Source organism: Actinacidiphila cocklensis (assembly GCF_907177275.1).
Taxonomy (GTDB): Bacteria; Actinomycetota; Actinomycetes; order Streptomycetales; family Streptomycetaceae; genus Actinacidiphila; species Actinacidiphila cocklensis.
This window is the reverse complement of record NZ_CAJSLV010000081.1, coordinates 89175-115006: the sequence shown is the minus strand read 5'-3', so window position 1 is coordinate 115006 and position 25832 is coordinate 89175. Positions and strand designations below refer to the sequence as shown.

23 protein-coding genes are annotated in these 25832 nt (G+C 74.6%); 15 read left to right on the top strand and 8 right to left on the bottom strand.

What is annotated here, in order from left to right; genetic code table 11:
• Positions 1-18 precede the first annotated feature (18 nt).
• From NFU81_RS29660 to NFU81_RS29635, 6 genes are all read left to right on the top strand, one after another.
• On the top strand, positions 19-1683 hold the full coding sequence (locus NFU81_RS29660; protein WP_251496529.1) for an NAD(P)/FAD-dependent oxidoreductase: 1665 nt from the start codon (positions 19-21) through the stop codon (positions 1681-1683).
• Complete coding sequence (locus NFU81_RS29655; protein ID WP_251496525.1) at positions 1673-2353, top strand: flavin reductase family protein; 681 nt, start codon at positions 1673-1675, stop codon at positions 2351-2353. Before NFU81_RS29660 ends, NFU81_RS29655 begins: the two co-directional genes overlap by 11 nt.
• Entirely contained in the window at positions 2350-4125 is a 1776-nt protein-coding gene (locus NFU81_RS29650) for a fatty acyl-AMP ligase (RefSeq protein WP_251496523.1), read from the top strand. The genes NFU81_RS29655 and NFU81_RS29650 overlap by 4 nt, the downstream gene beginning before the upstream one ends.
• A 47-nt stretch (positions 4126-4172) precedes the next feature.
• Complete coding sequence (locus tag NFU81_RS29645) at positions 4173-5786, top strand: acyl-CoA carboxylase subunit beta (protein ID WP_251496521.1); 1614 nt, start codon at positions 4173-4175, stop codon at positions 5784-5786.
• A 95-nt stretch (positions 5787-5881) separates the two neighbouring features.
• On the top strand, positions 5882-6100 hold the full coding sequence (locus NFU81_RS29640) for an acyl-CoA carboxylase subunit epsilon (RefSeq protein ID WP_251496519.1): 219 nt from the start codon (positions 5882-5884) through the stop codon (positions 6098-6100).
• Positions 6101-6506: 406 nt separating this feature from the next.
• On the top strand, positions 6507-7121 hold the full coding sequence (locus tag NFU81_RS29635) for a flavin reductase family protein (protein WP_251496517.1): 615 nt from the start codon (positions 6507-6509) through the stop codon (positions 7119-7121).
• Here the strand turns inward: NFU81_RS29635 and NFU81_RS29630 are convergent.
• Both NFU81_RS29630 and NFU81_RS29625 read right to left on the bottom strand, forming a co-directional pair.
• On the bottom strand, positions 7075-7866 hold the full coding sequence (locus NFU81_RS29630; protein WP_251496515.1) for a TVP38/TMEM64 family protein: 792 nt from the start codon (positions 7864-7866) through the stop codon (positions 7075-7077). The genes NFU81_RS29635 and NFU81_RS29630 overlap by 47 nt on opposite strands.
• Positions 7867-7927: 61 nt before the next feature.
• The gene (locus NFU81_RS29625) at positions 7928-9136 is read right to left on the bottom strand and encodes an MFS transporter (RefSeq protein WP_251496513.1); all 1209 of its coding nucleotides are present in this window, start codon (positions 9134-9136) and stop codon (positions 7928-7930) included.
• 415 nt (positions 9137-9551) lie between these two features.
• Here NFU81_RS29625 and tuf point away from each other — a divergent pair, with 415 nt between their 5' ends.
• Together tuf and NFU81_RS29615 are read left to right on the top strand one after the other, a co-directional pair.
• Positions 9552-10730, top strand: a complete 1179-nt coding sequence (gene tuf, locus NFU81_RS29620; RefSeq protein WP_251496511.1) for an elongation factor Tu — start codon at positions 9552-9554, stop codon at positions 10728-10730.
• A 77-nt stretch (positions 10731-10807) separates the two neighbouring features.
• A complete protein-coding gene (locus tag NFU81_RS29615) occupies positions 10808-11674 on the top strand; it encodes a spermidine synthase (RefSeq protein ID WP_251496509.1) in 867 nt (288 codons plus the stop codon).
• 15 nt (positions 11675-11689) lie between these two features.
• On the opposite strand, the gene NFU81_RS29610 is transcribed toward NFU81_RS29615, so the two are convergent.
• A complete protein-coding gene (locus tag NFU81_RS29610) occupies positions 11690-12976 on the bottom strand; it encodes an MFS transporter (protein ID WP_251496506.1) in 1287 nt (428 codons plus the stop codon).
• Between the two features lie 83 nt (positions 12977-13059).
• The gene (locus tag NFU81_RS29605) at positions 13060-14214 is read right to left on the bottom strand and encodes a DUF8017 domain-containing protein (protein WP_251496502.1); all 1155 of its coding nucleotides are present in this window, start codon (positions 14212-14214) and stop codon (positions 13060-13062) included.
• A 72-nt stretch (positions 14215-14286) separates the two neighbouring features.
• Between NFU81_RS29605 and NFU81_RS29600 the strand changes: the two genes are divergently transcribed.
• On the top strand, positions 14287-14739 hold the full coding sequence (locus NFU81_RS29600) for a DUF4442 domain-containing protein (RefSeq protein ID WP_251496499.1): 453 nt from the start codon (positions 14287-14289) through the stop codon (positions 14737-14739).
• A gap of 127 nt (positions 14740-14866) precedes the next feature.
• Positions 14867-15526: a DedA family protein gene (locus tag NFU81_RS29595; protein WP_251496496.1), complete on the top strand. Its 660-nt coding sequence runs from the start codon at positions 14867-14869 to the stop codon at positions 15524-15526.
• 37 nt (positions 15527-15563) lie between these two features.
• Here the strand turns inward: NFU81_RS29595 and NFU81_RS29590 are convergent, their stop codons facing one another.
• A complete protein-coding gene (locus NFU81_RS29590) occupies positions 15564-16142 on the bottom strand; it encodes a gamma carbonic anhydrase family protein (protein ID WP_251496492.1) in 579 nt (192 codons plus the stop codon).
• Between the two features lie 58 nt (positions 16143-16200).
• Here NFU81_RS29590 and NFU81_RS29585 point away from each other — a divergent pair, with 58 nt between their 5' ends.
• A complete protein-coding gene (locus NFU81_RS29585) occupies positions 16201-16998 on the top strand; it encodes an acyltransferase (RefSeq protein ID WP_422665321.1) in 798 nt (265 codons plus the stop codon).
• A 44-nt stretch (positions 16999-17042) separates the two neighbouring features.
• On the top strand, positions 17043-17573 hold the full coding sequence (locus NFU81_RS29580; RefSeq protein ID WP_251496489.1) for a YbaK/EbsC family protein: 531 nt from the start codon (positions 17043-17045) through the stop codon (positions 17571-17573).
• A 27-nt stretch (positions 17574-17600) separates the two neighbouring features.
• Here NFU81_RS29580 and NFU81_RS29575 read toward each other — a convergent pair whose 3' ends face one another.
• The gene (locus tag NFU81_RS29575) at positions 17601-18008 is read right to left on the bottom strand and encodes a CoA-binding protein (protein WP_251496818.1); all 408 of its coding nucleotides are present in this window, start codon (positions 18006-18008) and stop codon (positions 17601-17603) included.
• A gap of 85 nt (positions 18009-18093) precedes the next feature.
• Here NFU81_RS29575 and NFU81_RS29570 point away from each other — a divergent pair, with 85 nt between their 5' ends.
• On the top strand, positions 18094-18720 hold the full coding sequence (locus tag NFU81_RS29570; RefSeq protein ID WP_251496426.1) for a YigZ family protein: 627 nt from the start codon (positions 18094-18096) through the stop codon (positions 18718-18720).
• Positions 18721-18736: 16 nt separating this feature from the next.
• On the opposite strand, the gene NFU81_RS29565 is transcribed toward NFU81_RS29570, so the two are convergent.
• Both NFU81_RS29565 and NFU81_RS29560 read right to left on the bottom strand, forming a co-directional pair.
• Positions 18737-20005, bottom strand: a complete 1269-nt coding sequence (locus NFU81_RS29565) for a glucarate dehydratase family protein (RefSeq protein ID WP_251496423.1) — start codon at positions 20003-20005, stop codon at positions 18737-18739.
• The gene (locus NFU81_RS29560) at positions 20002-20961 is read right to left on the bottom strand and encodes a 5-dehydro-4-deoxyglucarate dehydratase (RefSeq protein ID WP_251496816.1); all 960 of its coding nucleotides are present in this window, start codon (positions 20959-20961) and stop codon (positions 20002-20004) included. The genes NFU81_RS29565 and NFU81_RS29560 overlap by 4 nt, the downstream gene beginning before the upstream one ends.
• Before the next feature lie 358 nt (positions 20962-21319).
• Here NFU81_RS29560 and NFU81_RS29555 point away from each other — a divergent pair, with 358 nt between their 5' ends.
• Both NFU81_RS29555 and NFU81_RS29550 read left to right on the top strand, forming a co-directional pair.
• A complete protein-coding gene (locus NFU81_RS29555; RefSeq protein WP_251496421.1) occupies positions 21320-22480 on the top strand; it encodes an exonuclease SbcCD subunit D in 1161 nt (386 codons plus the stop codon).
• On the top strand, positions 22480-25830 hold the full coding sequence (locus tag NFU81_RS29550) for an AAA family ATPase (RefSeq protein ID WP_251496418.1): 3351 nt from the start codon (positions 22480-22482) through the stop codon (positions 25828-25830). Before NFU81_RS29555 ends, NFU81_RS29550 begins: the two co-directional genes overlap by 1 nt.
• The last annotated feature ends 2 nt before the right edge of the window (positions 25831-25832 follow it).

The window sequence follows — 25832 nt, the reverse complement described above, 5'->3', positions numbered from 1 at the left end:
GAGCAGGTGATGGGGAAGATGACCAGCCAACCCGACAACCACGGAGACCGCGCGGCGCACGACGCGGACGTGACGATCCTCGGCACCGGAATCACCGGCACCTTGCTGGCCACCGCGCTCGCCCGAGGCGGCCTGGCGGTGCAACTGCTCGGCGAGGACCAGGTGCCGCGCGTCGTCGGGGGCGAGGCGACCCTGCCGTGCACCTCGTTCCTCTACGAGCTGATCGCCGCCCGCTTCGGGCTTCCGGAGGCCGCCCTGCTCGCCGACGCAGGCCGGGTGCGAACGGAGGTCTCGCACAGCTCCGGCGTCCACCGCACCTGGGGCTTCGCCCACCACGAGCCCGGCCAAGAGCACCGGGCCGGCCGCAGCCTCCAGTTCAACGTCCCCTCCGAGCACGGCGAGAGCCACTTCCACCGGCCCGACCTGGACGCCTGGCTGCTGGCCAGGGCCGTGCAGCGCGGCGTGCGGGTGCGGCAGCGCGCCCGGGTGGAGAAGGCGGTCGTCGAGGACGGCTGCGTGCGGCTCTCCCTGAAGTCCGGGCAGGAGCTGCGCACCGGCATGGTCGTCGACACCGAGGGCCCCGACTCGGCGGTGGCCCGCGCCATCGGCGCCGAGCGGGTGAGCGTCCTGGCGACCCGCAGCTACGGCTTCCACGCCGTCGGCGTGCAGCCCTACGAGCGGCTGGCGCCGCCGCGGGCCGGCTCCCACCCGTGGTCGCACGGCGTCCTCACCCACGTCTTCGACGGCGGCTGGCTGCAGGTCGGCCACTTCCGCAACGGCGACGGCACCCCGGCGCCGAACGTGCCGGCGGTCGTCACCCTGTCCCTCGACCCCGGCCGCCATCCCGCGGCGGCCGGGCACCGCACCGAGGAACTGTGGCGGGAGGTGCTGCGGCATGCCGAGCGCCACCCGGCGATGGCCGCCCAGCTCGCCGGCGCCCAGCCGACCGCCTCGTGGAGCGACGAGGCGACGCACTGGCGGGCCTCGCGTACCGCGGGCGAGCGGATGCTGCTGCTCGACCGGGCCGCGCTCGGCGGCGATCCGCTGCTCGGCCGCGACCTGTACGCCTCCGCCCAACTGGTTCTGGTGGCCGCCGGGGACGTGCTGGCCGCCGCCCGCGACGGCGACTTCTCCGCGGGCCGCTTCCGCTACCTGGAACGGCTCCAGCACGGTATGGCCGACCGGCACGACGCCCTGGTGGGCGCCGCGCTCACGGCCAGCGGCTCGTTCGAGCTGTGGAGCGCGCTGGCGCGGGTGTGGCTGCTGGGTACGATGTTCGACGCGCTGTCCCTCAAGCGCAGCTCCAAGGAACTGGCCGCGGGCGCTTCGGAGTCCGCGCTGGCCGGGCTGCGCGCCGACCCGGCGCTCGGCGCCTGCCACTACACCGTCCCGGAGTACGTCGAGCTGCTGGACCTCACCCTCGCGCTGTGCCGGGGCGTGGCCGAGGGTGAGACCGGACCTCGGCAGGCCGCCGACCGCATCATGCTGCGGCTGCGGCAGGACCGGATCGTCCCGCCGATCTACGGATTCGGCGACCCGGACGACCTGGAGTACGTGCTGAGCCTGCGGGGCCGGCTGCGCACCCTGCGCTGGGTGCGCGGCGAGGCGCAGCCCTCGGTGCAGCGCCTGGTGCGCCCCTACGGGCTGCGCGGCGGCGGCAAGGACCTCGGCCATGGCGAGTGACCCCGGTGCGCGAACCCTGCTCCCGCCGCCCCTCGCCCAGGCCCGGAACGGCCAGACCCTGAACGCCCCGTCGCCGAACGGCCCCGGTGCGAACGCCCAGGACCCGGCGGACGGCGGCGAGTTCGCCGACGGCGGTACCGAACCGCCTTTCGGCGGCGAGGCGATGAGCCCAGACCCTGCTGCCATGCGCCGGGTGTGCGGCCACTTCACGACCGGCGTCACCGTCGTCACCGCCGTCGCCGACGAGGGCTGGATCGGCGCGACGGTGAACTCCTTCACCTCCGTCTCCCTCGACCCTCCCTGGGTGCTGTTCTGCCTTCGGCACGACTCGCGGCTGCTGACCGCGATCCGTGCCGGCGGGCAGTTCGCGGTGAGCATCCTCGCCGCCGGACAGAGCGGTGTGGCCATGGACTTCGCCGCGAAGGGCCTGCCGTCCTTCGACGGTCTGGACTGCCTGACCGGCGCCACCGGCGCCCCCGTGCTGCGCGGCAGCGTCGGCTACCTGGAGTGCAGGCTCGCCGAGGAGTACCCCGGCGGCGACCACCGGATCGTCGTCGGCGCCGTGACCGCCCTGGGCGTCCTCGGCGAGCGCGCCGCGGCCGACCGCGACGGCCCCCTCACCTTCTACCGCGGGCGGCTCGCCCGGCTCGACAAGGAGTGCGAACGATGACCGCCGAGCTCACCGAGCGCGTCACCCACGGGGTGTACACGCTCATCGACGCCCTCGCCGCCCGCGGCGAGAAGCAGCCCAACGACACCGCCTACGTCTTCCTGCGCGACGGCGAACATCCCGAACCGCCCCTCACCTACGGGGCGCTGGCGGACGCGGCCGCCTCCCGCGCCGCCGCGTTCGTCGCCTTCGGGCTCGCCGGACGCCCCGCCCTGCTGCTCTACCCCTCGGGCCTGGAGTTCGTGCGGACCCTGCTCGGCTGCATGAGGGCCGGCGTGATCGCCGCGCCCCTGCAGGTGCCCACCCGGGCTCGCTCGCTGGACCGGGTGCGGCGCGTCGCCCGGGACGCCGGCACCCGCACCGTGCTGACCACCGCCGCCGTGCGCGCCGACCTGCTGGAGCGCTTCGGCGACGGCCCCGAGCTCGCCGGCTTGGACCTGGTCGCCACCGACACCCTGCCGGTGGCCTCGGGCATCGACACCGCGATGCTGCTGCCGCCGCCGGAACAGGACGCCCCGGCGCTGCTGCAGTACACCTCGGGCTCCACCGGCGACCCCAAGGGCGTCGTCGTCTCCCACGCCAACTTCCTCCACAACGCGGTGGAAACCCAAGAGACGTGGCCGTGCGGCTCCGACGGGGTCGTGGTCTCCTGGCTGCCGCTCTTCCACGACATGGGCATGCTCTTCGGGGTGGTGCTGCCGCTGCTCGCCGGGGTGCCCGCCCACCTGATGGCGCCCGACGCGTTCATCCGCCGCCCGGCGCGCTGGCTGGAGGCGATCTCGCGGTTCCGCGGCACCCACGCCGCCGCGCCCAGCTTCGCCTACGAACTGTGCGTGAAGGCCGCGGACGCCGGGGCGGTGCCCGAAGGGCTCGACCTGTCCTGCTGGCGGGTGGCGGCCAACGGTGCCGAGCCGGTGCGCTGGCGCGCCATCGAGGCGTTCACCGCCGCCTTCGCCCCGCACGGCTTCGACGCGCGCGCGATGTGCCCAGGCTACGGCCTGGCCGAGAACACCCTGAAGGCCACCGGCGACCGCTGTGACAAGCCGCCGACCGTCCTGTGGCTGTCCGACGACGCCCGGCGCGACGGCCGGGTCACGCCCCGGCCCGCCGGAACTCCCGGCGCCAGCCCGCTGGTGGGCTGCGGCAGGCCGGTCGGCGAGACCCGGGTGCTGATCGTGGACCCGGACAGCCTGGTGCCGGCCGGCGAGGACACGATCGGGGAGATCTGGGTGAGCGGCCCCTGCGTGGCCGGCGGCTACCACGGCCGGCCCGAGCTGACCGAGCAGGTCTTCCGCGCCCGCCCCGCCGCCCGCCCCGCCGCCCGCCCCGCCGACGGCCGCACCTACCTGCGCACCGGCGACCTCGGCTTCCTGCACGACGGCGTGCTGTTCGTCAACGGCAGGCTCAAGGACGTCATCGTGCGCACCGGCCGCAACTACTACCCGCAGGACATCGAACTGTCCGCCGAATCCAGCGCGCCGGGGCTGCACCCCAACTGCGCCGCCGCCTTCTCCGTCGACGACGGCGCCACCGAGCGCCTGGTCGTGGTGGTCGAGGTGGACGGGCGCACCGCCCGCGCGGTCGAGCCGGCGCTGCTGCGCCGACTGGTGCGCGACGCGGTGTGGGACAACCACCGGCTGGAGACCGCTGAGGTGCTGCTGGTGCGGCGCGGCAGCCTGCCCAAGACCACCAGCGGCAAGGTGCAGCGCCGCGCCGCCCGCGGCCTGTACGAGGACGGCACGCTCGCGGCGGCGGCCGTCGGCGCCCGCTGATCCGCCGCTCTTCCCGCCGCCCGCGTACCCAGGGAGGTACCCCGCCCGTGTCGGACACACCCGCAGCCCCCCGCCCGACCCCGCAGGAACGGTCAGGCACCGCGGCCCGGCTGGCCGAACTGGAGCGCCGCCGTGAGCAGTTGCGCGCGGCGGCCGAGGACGCGCCGAGCGTCCGCAAGCAGCACGAGAAGGGCAAGCTGACCGCCCGCGAGCGCATCGAGGCGCTGGTCGACCCGGACAGCTTCGTCGAGCTGGACGCGATGGCCCGGCACCGCAGCCACGACTTCGGCATGGAGCGCCAACGCCCCTTCGGCGACGGTGTGGTGACCGGCCACGCCACCGTCGACGGGCGCCGGGTGTGCCTGTTCGCCCAGGACTTCACCGTCTTCGGCGGCGCGCTGGGCGAGGTCTACGGCGAGAAGATCATCAAGGTCATGGACCTGGCGCTGCGCACCGGCTGCCCGGTCATCGGCATCAACGACTCCGGCGGCGCCCGCATCCAGGAGGGCGTCGTCGCGCTCGCCTATTACGCCGAGCTGGTCAAGCGCCAGGTCCAGGGCTCCGGGGTGATCCCGCAGATCTCGCTGATGACCGGGCCCTGCGCCGGCGGCGCCGTCTACGCACCGGCCATCACCGACTTCGTGGTGATGGTCGACGGCATCTCGCACATGTTCGTCACCGGCCCCGAGGTTCTGCACGCCGTCACCGGCCAGCGCATCGACCGCGAGGAACTCGGCGGCGCCACCGTGCACAGCACCGTCTCCGGCAACGCCCACTACATGGCCCGCGACGAGAAGGACGCCTTCGAGTACGTCCGGCTGCTCCTCGGCCACCTGCCGAGCAACAACATGTCCGAGGCGCCGGTGGACGCGTACGCCCCCGCGGTGGACCTCGACGGCTTCAGCGCGGCGGACCTGGCACTCGACACCCTCGTCCCCGACGAGCAGAACCGCCCTTACGACATGCACCAGGTGCTGATGGCTGTCCTCGACGACGGCGAACTCCTTGAAGTGCAGCCGCTCTTCGCCCGCAATGTGATCTGCGGCTTCGGCCGGGTCGAGGGCCGCAGCGTCGGCGTGGTCGCCAACCAGCCGCTGGTCATGGCTGGCGCGCTCGACATCGACGCCAGCGAGAAGGCCGCCCGCTTCATCCGCACCTGCGACGCCTTCCACGTCCCCGTCCTGTCCTTCGTGGACGTCCCCGGGTTCCTGCCCGGCCTGGACCAGGAGCGCGGCGGCATCATCCGCCGGGGCGCGAAACTCATCTACGCCTACGCCGAGGCCACCGTCCCCACCGTCACCGTGGTCACCCGCAAGGCGTACGGCGGCGGTTACGGCGTGATGGGCTCCAAGCACCTGGGCATCGACGTCAACCTCGCCTGGCCCACGGCCGAGATCGCCGTGATGGGCGGGCAGAGCGCGGTCACCGTGCTGCACCGCAAGGCCGTCGAGCAGGCGGACGATCCCGAGGCGACACGCGAGCGGCTGCGCGCCGAGTACGAGGAGGCGCTGTGCAACCCCTACCGGGCCGCCGAGCGGGGCTACGTGGACGTGGTGATCATGCCGCGGGAGACCCGCCGCCAGGTGGCACTGGCGCTGCGCGCCCTGGCCGACAAGCGGATCACCCGGCTGCCCCGCAAGCACGGGAACATCCCGCTGTGAGCGCCGCACACGAAGCCGCCGGTGCGCGGTGGACGGCGACACCCGCGCGGGTGCGCCGAGCGGGCGGAGAAGCGAACGGAGAGCTGCTTCGCGGCGTGGACGTGCGCGTGGTGCGCGGCGCGCCGGCCGCCGAGGAGCTCGCGGCCGTGCTGGTGGTCTGGGCAGGGCTGACCGCGGCCGCGGAGCGCGTGGTGGTGGCCGCTCGCGTCGGCGGGCGGGGGGCTGCCGCCCACCCGCCCGCCCGGCCCTTCGTGATGACCGGTGTTCCCGCCCCCGGCGCGGACGCCTGGCGCCGCAGCGCCTGGACGCCCTGAACGGGGGGACGTCCACAGGTTCGTCGAGCCGTCGGGGCGGAAGACCTTGCGCTTGTTGAACGCCGAGGTGTCGTTCTCCACGTAGGTCTTCGCGAGCGCCCCCACCCCAGCCGGCCTCGGGTGTCCTCGGCGTCGTCGTTCTGCCGGTCGACCCCTGCCTCCAGTCCGAAGCGGTCCGAGGAGATACGCACGTACGCCCCGGGCCGCTGGGGAACATAGGCGGACAGCAGGTCGAACGGGTGACGCCGCGGGCTCGGGCCACGTGCCGGGAGCGTGAGGTCGTGCCGCGGTGGGGCGGCACCATTCGCGTGGGTTCGGGCCGGCGGCCGCGGCGGCGGAGCACCGGGCTCGCCGCCCCCGCGATGCGCCGTCGGGATCCGACGGCCCCGCATGGATACTGGCTGGCATGCGAATCGACTTCGATCCTGCCCAGCTGGACCGCACCACCTTCTACCGGCTGCTCACCGCGACGGTCGTGCCGCGGCCGATCGCCTGGGTGTCCACGACGTCGGCGGCGGGCACGGACAATCTCGCGCCGCACAGCTTTTTCTCGATCTCCTGCGTGAGCCCTCCCGTGGTGCAGTTCACCTCGGTGGGGCGCAAGGACTCGGTGCGCAACGTCGAGGAGACCGGGCAGTTCGTGGTCAACCTGGCGCCCGAGCACCTCTTCGAGGAGATCAACGCCACCGGCACCGAATTCCCGCACGGGGTCAGCGAGTTCGACGAGGTCGGGATCGCCAGGGAGCCGAGCCTGCGTGTGAAGCCGCCGCGGGTCGCCGCCTCGCCGGTGGCCCTGGAGTGCGAGCTGCACAGCACGGTCAGGCTGGGGGACTCCACCGTGGTCTTCGGGCGGGTCGTGCACGCGGCGGTGTCCGAGGCGATGATGACCGACGGGCACCCGGACGTGCACAAGCTGCGCCCACTGGCCCGGCTGGGCAAGGACGAGTGGAGCACCCTCGGCGAGGTGCTGGAGATCAAGCGGATCTCCGTGCAGGAGTGGCACGAGGGCCGGCGTCGCTGACCGCCGGGTCCTGCGGGGGTACGCCGGCCGGTGGGTCGACGACCAGCGCCTCGGCCGCTGCGCGGGAGCGGGTGTGCGCGCCGCGGGCGATGACCGTGGCGGCCACACCCGTGACGCCCAGGAAGCCCAGCGCCAGCAGGAAGACCGGTGAGGTCGGGGAGGCCGCGCGGCTGCCGGCCACCACGTAGGCGGCGGTGTTCGCGGCGCTGCCCGCGGCCGTCGCGGTGAGGAAGGGCAGCAGCCGGACCCGCGAGACGGCGGCGGCGTAGTTCGCGGCGGCGAAGGGCACTCCGGGGAAGAGCCGCAGCGCCAGGGTGCTGCGGAAGCCGTGCTTGCTGAGCTGCCGGTCGAGGGACAGCGCGACCCGGCCGCGCAGCAGCGGGCGTACCGCGTCCCTGCCGAGGAAGCGCCCGAGCAGGAAGGCCAGGCCCGCGCCGAGCACCGTGCCGCCGATCGCCGCGGGCAGCCCGGCGTGGATGCCGTAGAGCGCCCCGGCTGCGGCGTTGAGCAGGGGGCGGGGTACGAAGGCGACGGTGGCCAGGCCGTACGCGACGGCGAAGAGCAGCACCGCGGTACCGCCCGAGGTGTGCGGCTGCCAGCCGTGCGCGGTCAGCAGCCGTTGCGGGTGCCAGGCGATGACCACGGCGCCGGCCGCCGCGAGCAGCAGCACGAGCACCGCGAACCTGGCCCACGGCGACAGCAGGGCGCGTGAGCAGCGGACGGCGAGACCTACGGGGTGCGGCACTCCGGGAGCGTAACCGCTCCTGGCGCCGTTCGGCTGACGAACGAACCGGCCATCCGCGTCCCTACGCCCCCTCCGCCGCCGACTCCCGCTGCTCGACCGGCACGGCGGCGGCCACCGGGGTCGAGGGCGTACCGCGGTCCAGGACGCCCGCGGTGACCGCGACGGCCAGGCCCACCACGGTCAGCGCGGCCCCGACGAGCGCGGGCGAGGTCCAGCCCCAGCCGGCGGAGATGGCGACGCCGCCGAGCCAGGCGCCCCCGGCGTTCGCGAGGTTGAAGGCGGAGTGGTTGGAGGCGGAGGCGAGGGTGGGGGCGCGGCGGGCCTTGTTCATCACCAGCATCTGCAGCGGTGTGGTCGTCATGAAGCCGACCGCGCCCAGCACCAGGACGGCGATCGGGGCGGTCGCCTTGGACTGGGCGGCGTAGTGGAAGCCGACCAGGACGACGGCGAGCGCGGCCAGCGAGCCGTACAGCGTCGGGCGCAGGGCGCGGTCGGTGAGCGGGCCCGCGGCGAGCGCGCCGAGCGTCATGCCGATGCCGAAGAGGGCGAGCAGGATCGTCACGGTGCCGTCGGCGTAACCGGTGACCTCGGTCATCATCGAGGCGAGGTAGCTGTAGACGGCGAAGACCCCGGCGAAGCCGAAGACCGCGGTGAGCAGCCCGAGCAGCACCTGCGGTTCGCGCAGCGCCCGCAGCTCCTGGCCGACGCCGCCGCGCTCCTCGCCCGGCTCCTGCGGCACCAGCAGCGCCAGCGCGGCCAGCGAGAGCAGCCCGATCGCGCTGACCACCAGGAAGGTGGCCCGCCAGCCGAGGTGCTGGCCGAGCAGGGTGGCGGCGGGCACGCCGACGATGTTCGCGATCGTCAGGCCGAGGAACATCGAGGCGACCGCCCTGGCCCTGCGGTCCTCGGCGACCATCCGGGCCGCCACGACCGCCCCGACGCCGAAGAAGGCGCCGTGCGGCAGGCCTGCGAGGAAGCGCCCGGCCAGCAGCGTGCCGTAGCCGGGGGCCACCGCGGAGGCGGCGTTGCCGACGGTGAACAGCGCCATCAGCAGCAACAGCATCCGCCGCCGCGGGATGCGCGCGCCGAGCCCGGTGAGCAGCGGGGCGCCCACGACGACGCCCAGCGCGTAGGCCGAGACCAGATACCCCGCGGTGGGCACCGAGGTGCCCAGGTCGCCGGCGACGTCGGGCAGCAGGCCCATCATCATGAATTCCGTGGTGCCGATACCGAAGGCGCTCACCGCGAGGGCGAGGATGGCCAGGGGCATGGAGCTTCCTTCGTGCTGGTGGGGACGGCGGGCCGCCGGGTCGGCAAGTCTAAGTTCAACAGCGAAACAAATTCTCTCACCCGACTGGTTCCGCCACGTCACCGGCGGCCGACGACCCGGTGACGGCTGCAAGGCGGGGCGCGGAAAACCCTTCGACGCGCGGCTGTTGCGCCCGGCATGATCAGTGCCATGTTCCGGCTCGCCTTCCTCGCAGACGCCACCGCAGCAGCGGTCGCGTCGAAGGCTGCCTGCGCTGCCCCGGCCGCATCCGCCGCCCCGGCACTCCGGAACGCATCCTTCGACGGCGCCCGACGCTGACCCTCCCCGGACCGACGTCCGGTAGGACCCCGCACGGGGAGGGTCGGCCAGGCCCAGGGGTCCACGACCGATCGGCGTCCCAGGAGGAGACACCGTCATGTCCAAGCAGGCGTACGTCCGCACCAAGCCGCACCTGAACATCGGCACCATGGGTCATGTCGACCACGGCAAGACCACCCTCACCGCGGCCATCACCAAGGTCCTCGCCGACCGCGGCAGCGGCACCTTCGTGCCGTTCGACCGGATCGACCGGGCGCCGGAGGAGGCGGCCCGCGGCATCACCATCAGCATCGCCCACGTCGAGTACGAGACCGCGACCCGGCACTACGCCCACGTGGACATGCCCGGACATGCCGACTACGTCAAGAACATGATCACCGGCGCGGCCCAGCTGGACGGCGCGATCCTGGTCGTCTCGGCGCTCGACGGCGTGATGCCGCAGACCGCCGAGCACGTGCTGCTGGCCCGGCAGATCGGGGTACGGCACATCGTCGTCGCGCTGAACAAGGCGGACGCCGGCGACCCCGAGCTGACCGACCTGGTGGAGCTGGAGGTGCGCGAACTGCTCACCGCCCACGGCTACCCGGGCGACGAGCTGCCGGTCGTACGGGTCTCCGGACTGCGCGCGCTGGACGGCGACCCGCGGTGGACCGCCGCGGTCGGCGAGCTGCTGGACGCGGTCGACGCGTACGTCCCGGTGCCGGTGCGCTACACCGACGCGCCCTTCCTGGTGTCGGTGGAGAACGTGCTCACCATCACCGGGCGCGGCACGGTGGTGACCGGGGCGGTCGAGCGCGGGACGGTGGCGCCCGGCGCCCGGGTGCAGGTGCACACGGCCGCGGGGGAGGTGCTGACCAGCGTGGTCACCGGTCTTGAGACCTTCGGGCGGCCGATGGACTCGGCGCAGGCCGGCGACAACGTGGCGCTGCTGCTGCGCGGTGTGCAGCGCGGCCAGGTGCGGCGCGGCGACATCGTCGCGGCGCCGGACAGCGTCACACCGCACCGCCGCTTCACCGCGCGCGTCTACATCGTGCCGGCGGCGGAGGGCGGCCGGCACACCCCGGTCACCACCGGCTACCGGCCGCAGTTCTACATCCGCACCGCGGACGTCGTCGGCGACGTCGACCTCGGCGCGGCCGCGATGGCGCTGCCCGGTGACACCGCCGACGTCACCGTCGACCTCGGCCGGGCGCTGCCGCTGGAGCCGGGGCTCGGCTTCGCGATCCGCGAGGGCGGGCGCACGGTCGGCGCGGGCACGGTGACCGCGCTGATCTGAGCCCCGCCGCTGCCCGGTACGTCGTCACGTACCGGGCAGCGGCGGGCGGCGCGCGCGGGACACGCGACAATGGGCGGGTGGATCAGGACAACGACCGGCCGGAGCCGGTGCCGGTGGTGCGGACGGTCGACTTCGGGACCGCCAGGCTGCTGCCCGACATCGACCGGGACCGCGCCTGGCTGCTCACCGTGGACGAGGCGCCGCAGTCGTACGTGGACCTGGAAGACCCCGCGCACCTGGAGTTCGAGTACGTGCGGCGCATCGCGTACGCCGTGCAGGCCGCCTTCGCCGCCGGCCGGCCGCTGGACGCGGTGCACCTGGGCGGCGGGGCGATGACGCTGGCGCGCTGGCTCGGCGTCGAGCGGCCGGGCTCGCGCCAGCAGGTGGTCGAGGCGGACCGGCGGCTGGCCGCGCTGGTCGCCGAGGTGCTGCCGCTGCCCGACCCGGCGGTGACCGTGCACACCGCGGACGCGCGCGGCTGGCTCGCGGGCGCGGACCCGGCGTCCGCGGACCTCGTGGTGGCCGACGTCTTCGGCGGCTCCCGGGTGCCCGCCGCGCTGACGTCGGTGGAGTTCGTCCGTGACGCGCTGCGCGTGCTGCGCCCCGACGGCCTCTATCTGGCCAACGTCGCCGACGCGGCGCCCTTCGCCTTCCTGCGCTCGCAACTGGCGACCGTACGGGCCGCGCTGGGGGACGGCGACCTGTGCCTGCTGGCGGAGCCCGGGGTGCTGCGCGGCCGCCGGTTCGGCAACGCCGTGCTCGTGGCGAGCCGGCGTCCGCTGCCGGTCGGGGCGCTGTCCCGGCTGTGCGCCGCCGACGCCTTCCCCGCCCGCGTCGTCCACGGCGCGGACCTCTCCCGGCTGACCGGTCGCGCCCGGGCGGTGACCGACGCCTCGGCGACGGCCTCGCCGCCGCCCCCGGAGGGCGCCTTCACCGTGGGCTGACGCCCGTGCCGCCGTTCACAGCGCCGGGCCGGCCACCGCGTCGGCGGGTACGGGTGGCGTGTCGGCCGGGCGCGGCCGGCGTTCCATCCGGCGGACGTCGGGGAGCAGCAGGACGGCGAGGGTCAGCAGGACGATCAGCCCGGCAGAACCCCACAGCGCACCCGGCCGCCCGAAGGCCGAGGCCGCGGGTCCTGCCAGCGCCAGTGCGAGCGGGGACAGCGCGACCGAGCCGAGCCAGTCGAAGCCGGCCACCCGGGACATCAGGTCCTCGGGGATCTCCTGGTGCAGGGCGAGCATCCAGTTGACCGCGAAGACCTCGATCGCCACGCCCCCGACGAACATCACCGCGGCCAGCGCCCACGCCGGCACCACCAGGGCCAGGGCGACCGCGGGCAGCGCCATCGGCAGCACGCCGAGCGTGCCCACCAGCAGCATCCTGCGCGGCCGCCAGCGCATCATCAGCGCGGCCCCGCACGCGGTGCCGACGCCCGCCGCGGCCAGCGCGAGCCCCCACGGGCCTGCGCCGCCCAGCCGCTCCCTGGACACCAGCGGACCGTAGACCGCCTCGACCGCGCCGAACATGCCGTTGACCACGGAGAACTGCAGCACGATGCCCCACAGCCAGGACGTGGCCGCCACCACCCGCCAGCCCGCGCGCAGTTCGTCGAGCATGCCGCCGGACGCCGAGCCCCTGGCGGAGTGCGGGACGTCGATGGCGGCCCGCATGGCCGCGGCCACCGCGAAGCCGGCCGCGTCGATGGCGAGCACCCAGCCGGCCCCGAAGGCGGCGACCAGCGCGCCGCCCAGCGCCGCGCCGCCGACCGTCGCCGCGTTGGTGGCCAGCCGGTAGAGGGAGAAGGCCGGCCCGGCGTTCGACGAGTCGACGGTGGAGAGCACCAGGCCCTGCGCGGCGGGGGAGAAGAACGCCAGCGCGCCGCCGCCGACCGCGGTCAGCGCGGCCATCTCCCACAGCGTGGCGTGCCGGGTCAGCACCAGGACCGCGAACAGCGCCTGCGAGCTGGCGTTGGCCAGGTTCGCGACCGCCATCACCCGCTGCCGCGGCAGCCGGTCCGCGACCGCGCCGCCGACCAGCAGCAGCACCACCATCGCCAGGGTGCGTGCGGCCGCCACCAGGCCGACGTCGGTGGCGCTGCCGCCGGACTCGATGACCGCGAAGGCCGCCGCGATGGTGGCACCCGAATTGCCGATGCCGGTGACGAACGACGCTCCCACCAGCAGCCGGAAGTTCCGCCCGGCCCATGCCGGGAGCCGCAGCCGGTGGACGTCGCCGTGTTGTTTCACCTGGGGACTATCGCCGACACCCCGCCCACTGCCAACCGATTAACGGACGGCGGCGGCCGACACCGTACGGCCGCCGCCGCGGCTCACTTCTTCATCGGCCGGATGGAGCTCTTGATCTTGTCGATGACGGACTGCGTGATCTGGTCGGGCACGCCCTGCCGCGCCCACAGCACCCACACCACCGGCGTCGGCTTGGCCTGGGCCGGGTCGAGCCAGGCGACGGTGTAGGCGATGCCGTTCGAGGAGCACTTGTTGGCCTTGGGGACCGAGGTCATGGTGGCCTGCGCCTGCCAGCCGGTGATCCCGTAGGAGTTGTGGAAGGCCTTGCTGTTCAGCGGCTTGGAGACGGTGCCCTTGCCGCCCTCCTGGAAGGCCCACTTCGCCCAGGCCGTGGCCTCGTTCTCGGCGGCGGCCCGGATGCTCGACGCGCCCGCCCCGCCCTTGGTGCCCGCGGTCGCGCTGGCGACGCTGTTCTTGCCGTTGACGCAGACGTCCTTCTTGAAGTACGCCGGTGCGCCGACCGCGATCTGCGGCTTGCCGGAGTCGTCGGCGTAGCCGATGCTCATCGACTCGCTGTCCAGCGTCCAGTCGGCCGGCACGTCGAAGACCGAGTTGCGCGCCTCGCGCTTGACCGGCTGCCAGCCCGCTATGACCGGCTTGACGTCGGTCGAGCCGGCCGGGCCGCGCGGGTCGTCCTCGGCGTCGCTGGAGTCGGGGTCCTGCGTCGCGGTCGGCGTGGGCGTCGGGGAGGGCGGTGTGGTGGCCGTCACGCTCGGCGAGGTGGTGTCGTGCGCGTCGGCCTTCTTCTTGTCGCCGGAGACCAGGACCACGGTGACCACCACCGCGGCTATCACCGCGAGGGCCGCGCCGACGGCGACCGCGACCGTGGCCTTGCTGCGGCCGCCGGGCGGCGGGCCGCCGTCGGGTCCGCCGGGCACCGGCGGACCCCAGGCCTGCGGGGTGGGGTAGCCGCCGGGCTGCTGGTAGCCGGGCTGGGAGTACGGGTTGGGCGGCTGCCCGTACGGCCCCTGCGGCGGGTACGGCTGCTGCTGCGGGGGCGGTCCAGGCTGCGCGGGCGGCTGCTGTCCTGACGGGGGGTAGCCGGGCTGCTGGTAGCCGGGCTGGGAGTACGGGTCGGGCGGCTGCCCGTACGGCCCCTGCGGTTGCTGAGGCGTATTGCCCGATGGGTACTGCTGTCCGCCGGATTGTCCCCCGGGCTGCTGCTCTCCTGGCCACATGGCTGGAAACACTAGGGGAGCGGCTGCGACGGTTCCACGCCGGATCGGCCTACTGACTGGTAACATGCGGGCATGTCCGAGACCTTGCCCTCGATCGGCGAACTCCTGACGGCCACCGTGCCGATGGTCCGCACCCTGCGCCTGGAGTACCTGGAGACCACGGCGGAGCGCGCGGTCCTCGCGCTGCCCGACGACCCCGATTACCACAACCACGTCGCCGGGCCGCATGCCGGCGCGATGTTCACCCTCGCCGAGTCCGCCAGCGGCGCCGTCGTGCTCGCCGCGTTCGGCGACCAGCTCGGCCGGGCCGTGCCGCTGCCGGTCCGCGCGGAGATCGGCTGGACCAAGCTTGCCAGGGGGCCGCTCACCGCCACCGCCGTGCTCGGCCGCCCGGCCGGCGAGGTCGTCGCGGAGCTGGACGCGGGCACCCGGCCGGAATTCCCCGTCGAGGTGTCGGTGCAGCGCGCCGACGGCGCGGAGACCTCCCACATGACGATCGTGTGGACGCTGCGCCCCAACAGCTGACCGCCCGCAGCGGCAGGCCGGAGGGCCGCCGACCGGCCGGAATGCTTTGTCCGGCGGGTCGGTTAGGCTTCCTGAGGGTTCGCCCCGTGCGGACCCGTCCGACCGTCGTCGTGGGGAGGGACCGGCTGTGCACGTCCAGGAATGGCTCAACGACGTCCCACCGGTCGCCGTCTACCTGATGGTGGGTCTGGTGGTCGGCCTGGAGAGCCTGGGCATCCCGCTGCCCGGCGAGATCGTGCTGATGACGGCGGCCCTGATGTCCTCGCAGGGACACGCCAACCCCTGGCTGGTCGCCGCCTGCGCGATCGTCGGCGCGATCGGCGGCGACTCCATCGGCTATGCCATCGGTCACAAGGGCGGCAAGCCCCTGCTGGTGCGGCTCGGGAAGAGATTCCCCTCGCACTTCTCGCCCGGCCACGTGGCCACCGCCGAGCGCTCCTTCCAGCGCTGGGGCATGTGGGCGGTCTTCTTCGGCCGCTTCGTGGCGCTCCTGCGGATCTTCGCGGGGCCGCTGGCCGGCGTGCTGAAGATGCCCTACGGCAGGTTCCTCATCGCCAACGCGCTCGGCGGCATCGTCTGGGCCGGCGGCATCACCGCCGTCATCTACTACGTCGGCCAGGTCGCCGAGCCGTGGCTGAAGCGGTTCGGCTACGTCGGGCTCGGCATCGCGGTGCTCTTTGGCATCGGCTCGCTGGTCCTCGTCAAGCGCCGCGCCGCCAAGGTGCAGGCCGAGATGGCGGAGCCCGCGCCCGACGTCGAGGTGGCGGCGGCGCAGCCCGGCGAGTGAGCCCGGCCCGGGCAACCGGGGGCGCCGCTGCTCGGGCTCAGCCCCGCCCGTCGCCGACCGCGTCGCGGTGCACCTCGGCCAGCGCCACATAGTGCTCCGCGTTGAGCCGGACCACCGCCCGCTCCTCCTCGGTCAGCTCCCGCCGCACCCGGGCCGGGACACCCGCGACCAGCGAACCCGGCGGCACCTGCATGCCCTGCGGCACCAGCGCCTGCGCGGCCACCAGGGAACCGGCGCCGATCCGGGCGCCGTTCAGCACGGTGGCGCCCATCCCGACCAGCACACCGTCCTCGATCACGCAGCCGTGCAGCACCGCGTTGTGCCCGACGGAGACGCCCTCCCCGACGACCACGGGGAAGCCCAGGTCGGCGTGCACCGAGCAGTTGTCCTGGATGTTGGAGCCCGCCCCGACCGTGATCGACTCGCAGTCGCCGCGCAGCACCGCGTGGTACCAGGTGCTCGCCCCCGCGCCCAGCGACACCCGGCCCAGCACCACCGAGGTGGGCGCGACATACGCGGTCGGGTCGATCTGCGGGCGCGCGCCGAGGAGGCCGGCGACCAGCGCGCCCGGCGCCGTGGACGGCTCGCCGGCCCGCTCACCCGTACGGTCTGTCATCGCTGCACGCCTCCATGCCGGTCCGCCGCTGTCCTCCGGCACCGTATACGGTGAATCCGTGCCCAGGAATGAGAACGTGTTCCTTTCCGCGACCGCGGCTGTGACCTCGGCCGCGGGCGCCGCCACCTCCTGGCGGCGGCGCGCCGCGTCACGTCTGGTGCACCGGGCCAGGCGCTGGGTGCAGAACGCCGGCGCGGTCACCGCCGAGCGGCCCGGGCTGCTGCACTTCGGCCGGATCGGCCCCGGCACCCGGCTCGCCCACCCGCTCGGCACGGTCTTCGGCGAGCGCTGGATCCACCTCGGCGACCACTGCATCATCGGCGAGCAGGTCACCCTCACCGTCGGCCTGATGCCCACCGACGCCCTGCCCGGCGACGACCCCGGCTTCGGCCCCGACCCGGTCCTGCGGCTCGGCCACGGCGTGGTGCTCGGCCGCGGGAGCCACGTGGTGGCGCTCGCCCCGATCACCCTGGGCGAGAAGGTCTACTGCGGCCCGTATGTCTACCTGACCAGCATCAACCACTCCTACGACGACATCGCCCGGCCGATCGGCGAGCAGTGGCCGCGGACCGCACCGGTCGAGATCGGCGCGGGCAGCTGGCTGGGCGCGGGCTGCGTGATCCTGCCCGGCGCCCGGCTCGGCAGGAACGTGGTGGTCGCGGCCGGCGCCGTCGTACGCGGTGACGTCCCGGACTTCGCGGTGGTCGCGGGCGCCCCCGCCAGGATCGTACGCCGCTGGGACGAGGGCACCGCGAACTGGCAGCCGCCGCTGCGCACCCCGGCGCCCGTGCCGTTCCCGGCCGAGGCCTCTCCCGAACAGCTGCTGGACACCGGGGAGTTCGAGCAGCAGGCCTGAGGGCGACGGCCTGACCTGCTCGCGCGGTTTGTTAGATTCTGGCTATGCGCGCACCGATCGGACACTTCGACGACGCCCTGCCCGCCACCGAACGCCGCGACCTGCTGCCGCCGCCGGTGGCCGCCGCGGTCACCGCCGAGATGGTCCACGTGGACACCGACCCGGCCAAGGCCGACACGGCGGTCTTCGTGCAGACCTACGGCGAGGACCTGCTGGGGCAGTCCGCGAACTGCGTGGTCGTGGCGGGCAAGCGCGGCGGGGACGTCACGCTCGCGGCCTGCCTGGTGCTGTCCACCACCCGGGTCGACGTCAACGGCGCGGTGCGCCGCCACCTCGGCGCCCGCAAGGCGTCCTTCGCGTCGATGGACGCGGCCGTCGACGGCAGCGGCATGGAGTACGGCGGCATCACCCCGGTCGGCCTGCCCGCCGACTGGCCGCTGCTGGTGGACGCCGCCGTGGCGGACCTGCCATGGGTGCTCGTCGGCAGCGGCGCCCGCCGCGGCAAGCTCATCATTCCCGGCAAGGTCCTCGCGGGGCTGCCCGGCGCGGTGGTCCTGGAGGGCCTCGGCATCTGAGCCGGCGGCCCGCCGGTACGGCCGGGGTCAGCCCAGCCGGGGGATCTCGATGGCGGGGCAGCGGTCCATGACCATGTCCAGGCCGGCCGCCCTGGTCCGCTCGTACGCAGCCTCGTCGACCACGCCGAGCTGGAACCACACCGCCTTCGCGCCGGCCGCGACCGCCTCGTCGGCGACAGGACCGGCGAGGGCGGAGTTGACGAAGACGTCCACCACGTCCACCGGGAAGGGGATGTCGGCCAGCGAGGCGTAGCCCTGCTCGCCGTGCACCGTCTCCGCCTTCGGGTGGACCGGCACCACGCGCTTGCCGAACTGCTGGAGCACCGCGGCGACGCCGTACGCCGCCCGCGAGGCGTTGTTCGACAGGCCGACCACCGCCCAGGTGTCGCCCGTCTCGACCAGGATCTTCCGCACCGTCGCCGCGTCGCCGTACACGCCGTCCTCCGCCCTCTCGTCCTTCCTGGTCAAACCGGAGAACGCCCGCCGTCATTCCCCCTGCCGCACGCCCTACTCTGGACCGATGGTCGACCGGTATCTGGCGGTGGCGCGAGCAGGCGTCCACGAGAGCGAGATCAAGCGCTCCCGCTTCCTGTGCACCCTCGCCCCGGCCGCCGACGAGGAGGCCGCGCAGGCCGTCATCCGTGACGTACGCCGGGCGCACCCGACCGCCTCGCACAACTGCTTCGCGTACGTCATCGGCCCCGACGGGCGGCTGCACCGGGCGAGTGACGACGGCGAGCCGGGCGGCACCGCGGGCACCCCGATGCTGCAGGTGCTGCTCGGCCGGGAGGTCCGCGACACCGTCGCGGTCGTCACCCGTTACTACGGCGGCGTCCAACTCGGCGCGGGCGGCCTGGCCCGCGCCTACGGCGGTGCGGTGTCGGCCGCGCTGGACGAGATCGGCACCGTCGAGCGGCGCCGGCTGACGCTGCTGGCCGTCACCGTCGACCACGCCAGGGCCGGCCGGCTGGAGAACGACCTGCGCTCGGCGGGCCACGTCCTGCGGGACGTCCGCTACGGCGCCGAGGTGACCCTCGCCCTCGGCGTACCCGAGGGCGAGGTCGCCGCCTTCACATCCTGGCTGGCCGACGTGACCTCGGGCGCGGCCGGCTGCCAGGCCCAGGGCAGCGCCTACGTCGACGTGTGACCTGCGGGACGCCCCGTCACCAGCGCGGCGACTTCCGCTCGTACGACGGGTCGATCCGCTGCATGTAGCCGGTGTCGTCCCGCTCGCGCAGCCCGCAGCGCACGTACTGCTCGTGCAGCCGCGCCAGCGCGTCGCGGTCCAGTTCGACGCCGAGCCCGGGGGTGGTGGGCACCCGTACCGCCCCGTCGGCGAACTCCAGCGCGCCGGGCACCACGACCTCCTCCGACTTCCACGGCCAGTGGGTGTCGCAGGCGTAGGTCAGGTTCGGCGTGGCCGCGGCCAGGTGCGTCATCGCGGCCAGGCTGATGCCCAGATGGGAGTTGGAGTGCATGGAAAGGCCCAGGTCGAACGTCCGGCAGATGCCGGCGAGCAGCAGCGAGCGCTGCAGGCCGCCCCAGTAGTGGTGGTCGGAGAGCACCACCTGCACCGAGTCGCGGGCCACCGCCGAGGACAGCTCGTCGAAGGCGACCACGCACATGTTGGTGGCCAGCGGCATCGGCGCCCGCCGTGCCACCTCCGCCATCGCCTGCTGGCCGGGGGTCGGGTCCTCCAGGTACTCCAGGACGCCGTCCAGCTCGCCGGCCACCCGGACCGAGGTCTCCACCGTCCAGGCCGCGTTGGGGTCGAGCCGCAGCGGGACCCCGGGGAAGGCCTTGTGCAGCGCCCGCACCGCCTCGACCTCCTCCTCGGGCGGCATCACACCGCCCTTGAGCTTGATCGCCCCGAAGCCGTACTCCGCGGTCATCCGCCGCGCCTGCGCCACGATGCCGTCCGGGTCGAGCGCCTCGCCCCACCCGTCGGGCTCGGCGCCGGGGTGGCCGGCCCACTTGTAGAACAGGTACGCGCTGAAGGGCACCCGGTCGCGCACCGCGCCGCCGAGCAGGTCGCTGACCGGCAGCCCCGCCGCCTTGCCCTGGATGTCGAGGCAGGCGACCTCGAAGGGGGCGAAGACCCGGTCGGCGGTGCTGCTGCTGGTGATCATCCCGGTCAGGCCGTGGCCGTCGGAGCCGGTGTCGCCGCCCAGCGCCTCGGAGATCCTGCGGTGCATGCCGCCCAGCGTGTGGACGTCCATGCCGGTGATCACCTCGACGGCCGCGCGCAGCCGGCGCAGGTGCCCGTCGTCGGCGTAGGTCTCGCCGAGCCCGGTGATGCCCTGGTCGGTGTGGACCTCGACGATCGCCCGCAGCGCGTACGGCTCGTGGACGCCGACCGCGTTCAGCAGCGCCGGGTCGTGGAAGGCGACCGGGGTGATGTCGACCCCGGTGATACGGATGCCGCCGCTCATCGGGTGGCCTCCGCGGCGCAGATCGCCCGGCCGGCCTCGACGATCCTGGCCAGCTCGGCCAGATCCTCCGGCGTCGGGTCGGTCAGCGGCGGCCTGACGCCGCCGACGTCCAGACCGCTCTGCCGCACCGCCGCCTTGACCAGGGCGACCGCGTAGCCCGGTGTGCGCTCGCGCAGCGCGATCAGCGGGTGGAAGAAGCCGGCCAGCAGCCGCTGCACCGCCTTGTCGTCGCCCCCGGTCACGGCCCGGTGGAAGGCCAGTGAGATCTCCGGGGCGAAGCAGAAGACCGCGGAGGAGTAGAGGTCCACGCCGATGCCGCGGTAGGCGGGGACCGTGCCCTCCGCGGTGGGCATGCCGTTGAAGAACTGGAAGTCCTTGCCGCTCGCCTCGGTCTCGGCCCGGACCGCGGTCACGATCCGGGACAGCTGGTCGAGGTCGCCCAGGCCGTCCTTGAAGCCGACGACCCGCGGCAGCCGCGCCACGTCGAGGGCGGAGGCCACGTCGAAGCGGGCGCCGCCGCGCTGGTAGACGATCACCGGCAGGTCGGTGGCCGCGGCCACCTGCGTCACGTACGCCACCAGGCCGGCCGGCGGGGCCTGCACCAGGTACGGCGGCATGAGCAGCAGCCCGTCGGCGCCGGCCTCCGCGGCGGCCCTGGCGAACTGCCGGGCCAGCGGCAGCGCTCCGCCGGCCCCGGCGTACACCGGCACCCTGCCGCCGGCCGTGGCGACCGCGGTGCGCACCACGTCGGCGTACTCCCGCGGCTCCAGCGCGTGGAACTCACCGGTGCCGCACGCGACGAAGACGCCGCCGGCTCCGGCGGTCACTCCTCGCCGTACGTGTTCCGAAAGAATCGGAAGATCAACCGAATCTTCTGAGGTGAACGGGGTCACCGGGAAGAAGAGCACGCCGTCGAGCACTGAAGCCTCACATTGTCCATGTATATGAACGCTCATCATGAATGCGAATACTGAGGGACTCTAGGCCGCCCCTGCTGACCGGTCAATGGCCAGGTCGTATCGGTGCCGGTGGGCCACGGGCTGTCAGGAGGTGAACGGCGGGCGCCGCGACGACGCAGTCGGCGGGAGATCGGAGCGAAGGCCGTCGAAGGCGTCGTCGAATCAACCGATTTGCCAGGAATGTACGGCGAGTTGGCGGCGATGGGGAGCGGTAGTTTTCGATACCTCCGACGAAAGGTTCGATACCGTCCGTGTCCCGGGGTGCGGCCCGCGGGGGCAGCGCAACCGCCTAGAATCCGGATCACCGCGGACATCGAGGAACGGCGAGGACCAGCGTGCACGTCGGGGCGGCCGAGTGAGACTGCTGCACACATCGGACTGGCACCTGGGCCGGTCCCTGCACCGGGTGAGCCTGCTCGACGCCCAACGGGCCTTCCTCGACCACCTCGTTGCCACCGTCCGCACCGAGCACGTCGACGCGGTGCTCGTCGCGGGCGACGTCTACGACCGCGCCGTGCCGCCGCTGGCCGCCGTCGAGCTGTACGACAGCGCGCTGCACGCGCTCGCCGAACTGGGCGTCCCCACCGTGATGATCTCCGGCAACCACGACTCCGCCCGCCGGCTCGGCGTCGGCGCGGGCCTGATGGGCCGGGCCGGCATCCACCTGCGCACCGACCCGGCGACCTGCCACCTGCCCGTCGTGCTGCAGGACACGTACGGCGACGTCGCCGTCTACGGCCTGCCGTACCTCGAACCCGCCCTGGTGCGCGACGAGATGGGCGCAGACCGGGCCGACCACACGGCGGTGCTCGGCGCCGCGGCCGACCGGGTACGCGCCGACCTCGCGGCCCGGCCCGCCGGCACCCGCAGCGTCGTGCTGGCCCACGCCTTCGTCACCGGCGGCGCACCCTGCGACAGCGAGCGCGACATCACCGCCGGTGGCGTCGCCTCGGTGCCCGCCACCCTCTTCGACGGCATCGACTACACCGCGCTCGGCCACCTGCACGGCTGCCAGACCGTCACCGAGCGCATCCGCTACTCGGGCTCACCGCTGGCCTACTCCTTCTCCGAGGAGCACCACCGCAAGAGCATGTGGCTGGTCGACCTCGGAGCGCACGGCGAGATCACCGCGGAACGCGTCGACACCCCCGTGCCGCGCCGGCTCGCCCGGCTCCGCGGCCGGCTCGACGACCTGCTCGCCGACCCCGCGCACGAACCGCACACCGGCGCCTGGGTCGAGGCCGTCCTCACCGACCCCGTACGCCCCTACGAGCCGATGGCCGCGCTCGCCAAGCGCTTCCCGCACATCCTCAGCCTCGGCTTCGAGCCCGAGGGCGGGGACCAGGACCCCGCCGCCTCCTACGCCCGCCGGCTCGCCGGCCGCAGCGACCAGCAGGTCGCCGAGGACTTCGTCGCCCACGTGCGCGGCAGCGCGCCGGACCCGCACGAGCGGCTGGTGCTGCGCGAGGCCCTCGACGCGGTCCGCGCCGCCGCTGCCACGGCGGAGCGCGACTGATGCGGCTGCACCGGCTCCGGCTCGCCGCCTTCGGCCCGTTCGCCGCGGAGCAGAGCGTCGACTTCGACGAGCTGTCCGCCGCCGGCCTGTTCCTGCTGCACGGCCCCACCGGCGGCGGCAAGACCTCCGTCCTGGACGCGGTGTGCTTCGCCCTCTACGGCCAGGTGCCCGGCACCCGGCCCGCGACCCGGCTGCGCAGCGACCACGCCGACCCCGGCACGCCGACCGAGGTGGTGCTCGAACTCACCCTCGCCGGGCGGCGGCTGGAGATCACCCGGCGGCCCGAGCAGCCGCGGGCCAAGAAGCGCGGCAGCGGGGTGACCACGGAGAAGGCCGTCACCCTGCTGCGGGAGCAGCGCGACGGGCAGTGGCGGGCAAGCTCCCGGTCCCACCAGGAGATCGGCGAGGAGATCAAGCAGCTGGTCGGGATGAGCTGCGAGCAGTTCTGCCAGGTGGTGCTGCTGCCGCAGGGCGAGTTCGCCACCTTCCTGCGGGCGACCGCCACCGAACGGGCCGCGCTGCTCGGCCGGCTCTTCGATACCCGCCGCTTCAGGTCGGTCGAGCACCGGCTGCGGGACGGCAAGCAGGACGCCGCGCAGCGGCTCGTCCACGGCGACCGGGAGATCGCCCGGCTCGCCGCCCGGATGCGGCAGGCGGCCGGCGACACCGGCTCCGGCTCCGACGCCGAACCGGGTCCGCCCGCCGAGTTCCTCGCCCATGCCGCGGTGCTGCGCTGTACCGCCCGCGAGCAGCACGACATCGCCCGCACGGCCCTGGAGCGCGCCGAGCTGACCCACGCGGCCGCACAGGCCGCCGCGACGCAGGCCCGCGAGGTGTCCGCGCTCCAGCAGCGCCACGCCGAGGCCGTCCGCCGCGCCGCCGCCCTGGCCGAGCAGCAGCCGGCCCGCACCGCGGCCCGCGCCACCCTGGACCGCGCCCGGCGCGCCACCACGATCGACCCGGCGCTGACCCACCGCGACAAGCTCGCCGCCCGCCATGCCGAGGCCCTGGCCCTCGAACACGAGGCCACCTCGGCCCTGTTGTCGGCACCCGACATCGTGCGGGGCGCGATCCTGGCTCCCGGGACCTCGGGCGCCGTGCCGCCGCAGGCGGCCGGGGGCTCGCCCGAACGGGCAGCTGGGGACCCGGCGTCGGAGCACCGCGGGTCCGGCGAGGTCCCCGCGACCGGGGACAGGGTGCCCGGGCCGGCGGGCGGGTCCGGCGGATCGGCGGTGGTTCCCGCGGCCGGGAGAGTACCCGGGCAGGCGTCCGGGTCCCGCGGGGCATCCCCCGGGCAGGCCGCCGGGGACGCCGAGGGCCGCCGGGACCCGGGCGGCTCGGCGCCCGGCGTATCGGCGCAGCCGGAATCCGGCGGTCGCCCCGCGCTCAAGGCCGCGGGTCCGGCCGTGGCGCAGCTCGCGGGCGGGCGCGCGGCCGGGCTCGGCGCCGATGAACTGGTGCGGCGGGCGGGGGAGTTGCGGGAGGTCGTGGGCGGGCTCGTCTCCGCAGGGGAGGTCGAGGCGCGGATGGCGGAGGTCACCGCGCGCCGGGAGCGGCTGGAGCACGAGGAGCGGTCCGACGAGGAGGCCGTGCGGGACGCGGACGGCTGGCTCGCCGAATGGCCGCGGGTGCGCGACGGGTTGCAGGCGCGGCTCGACAGCGCGCTGGAGGCCGCGGCCCGCGCAGGTGACCTGGCAGGCGAGCTGGCGCAGGCCCGGCAGCGGCGCGACGCGGCCGCGGAACGGGACGTACTGGCCCAGCAGTTGGCGCGGGCCGAGCAGGCGGCAAGGGACGCGCGGGACCGCGCGGGGGACGCCCGCGAAGCGTGGCAGGACCTCAGGGAGAGCCGGATCGCCGGAATCGCCGCCGAATTGGCCGCCGCGCTGACCGACGGCGAGCCCTGCCGGGTGTGCGGGTCGGCCGCGCACCCCGCACCGGCCCGCCCCGCCGAGGACCGCGTCACCCGCGCCGACGAGGACGCCGCCTATGCCGGCTTCCAGCGCAGGTCCGCCGACCACGACGCGGCCCGCGATACGGTCACCCGGCTGCGTACCGGACTCGACGCGGCCACCGCCACCGCGGGCGAGAACCCGCAGCCCGAACTCGCCGCCGCCCACACCGCGGCGCAGGCGGCCCACGACGCGGCGGCCCGCGCGGCGGCCACCGTGCCCGAGGCCAGGGCCGCACTCGCCCGTGCGGAGGAGGAGCGCGACCGGCGCACCGCACAGCAGCAGGACGCCCTGCACCGCACCGCCGCCCGCACCTCGCGCCGCGAGGAACTCGACGAGCAGCACGAGCGGCTGAGCGACGAGCTGGCCCGCGCGCGTGACGGGCACCCGAGCGTCGCCGCCCGCAGGGGCCGGCTGACCGCGGCCATCGGGCTGCTGGACCGCGCGGCGCACACGGTCAGGGAGCGCGCCGACAGCGGGCTGCGGCTCGCGGAAGCCGAGACGGCCCTCGCCGAGGCCGCCGCCCGCGCGGGCTTCGGCTCCGCCGCCGAGGCCGTCGCGGCCCTGCTACCGCCGCCCCGGCTGTGGGAGGCGGAACGCCAACTGGCGGCCTGGGCCAAGGAGGAGGCCGCCGCCGAGGCCGACCTCTGCGCACCGCAGCCGGCCGCGGCCGCGGAACTGCCGCCCGCGGACCCGGTCGCCGCACAGGCCGCGCTCGACGCCGCCAACCTGCGGCTGCGCCAGGCGTCCGCCGCCGAGTCCGCGGCCGCCACCCGCAGCGCGGAACTCGACCGGCTCGGCGCCAAGTCGACGGCCGTCGTCCGCGAACTCGCCCCGGCCCGCGCCGCGTACGACCGTATCGCCCGGCTGTCCGACCTCGCCTCCGCCACCTCCGCGGAGAACCGCTACCGCATGGAGCTGGAGACCTACGTCCTGGCCGCCCGCCTCGAACAGGTCGCCGCGGCGGCCGGCGTACGGCTGCAGCGGATGTCGAGCGGACGCTACACCCTCGTCCACAGCGACGCCCGCGGCGGCGGCAGGACCAAGTCGGGCCTCGGCCTGAGGGTGGTCGACGCCTGGACCGGAACCGAGCGCGACACCGCCACCCTCTCCGGCGGCGAGACCTTCTTCGCCTCGCTCGCCCTCGCCCTGGGCCTCGCCGACGTGGTCACCGACGAGGCGGGCGGCATGCGCCTGGACACCCTCTTCATCGACGAGGGCTTCGGCAGCCTCGACGAGCAGACCCTGGACGAGGTCCTCGACGTCCTCGACGGGCTGCGCGACCGCGACCGCGCGGTCGGCATCGTCAGCCACGTGGCCGACCTGCGGGACCGCATCCCCGCCCAGCTCCAGGTCACCAAAGGCCGCGACGGCTCCGCCGTACGGCAGCGCAGCCGCTGACC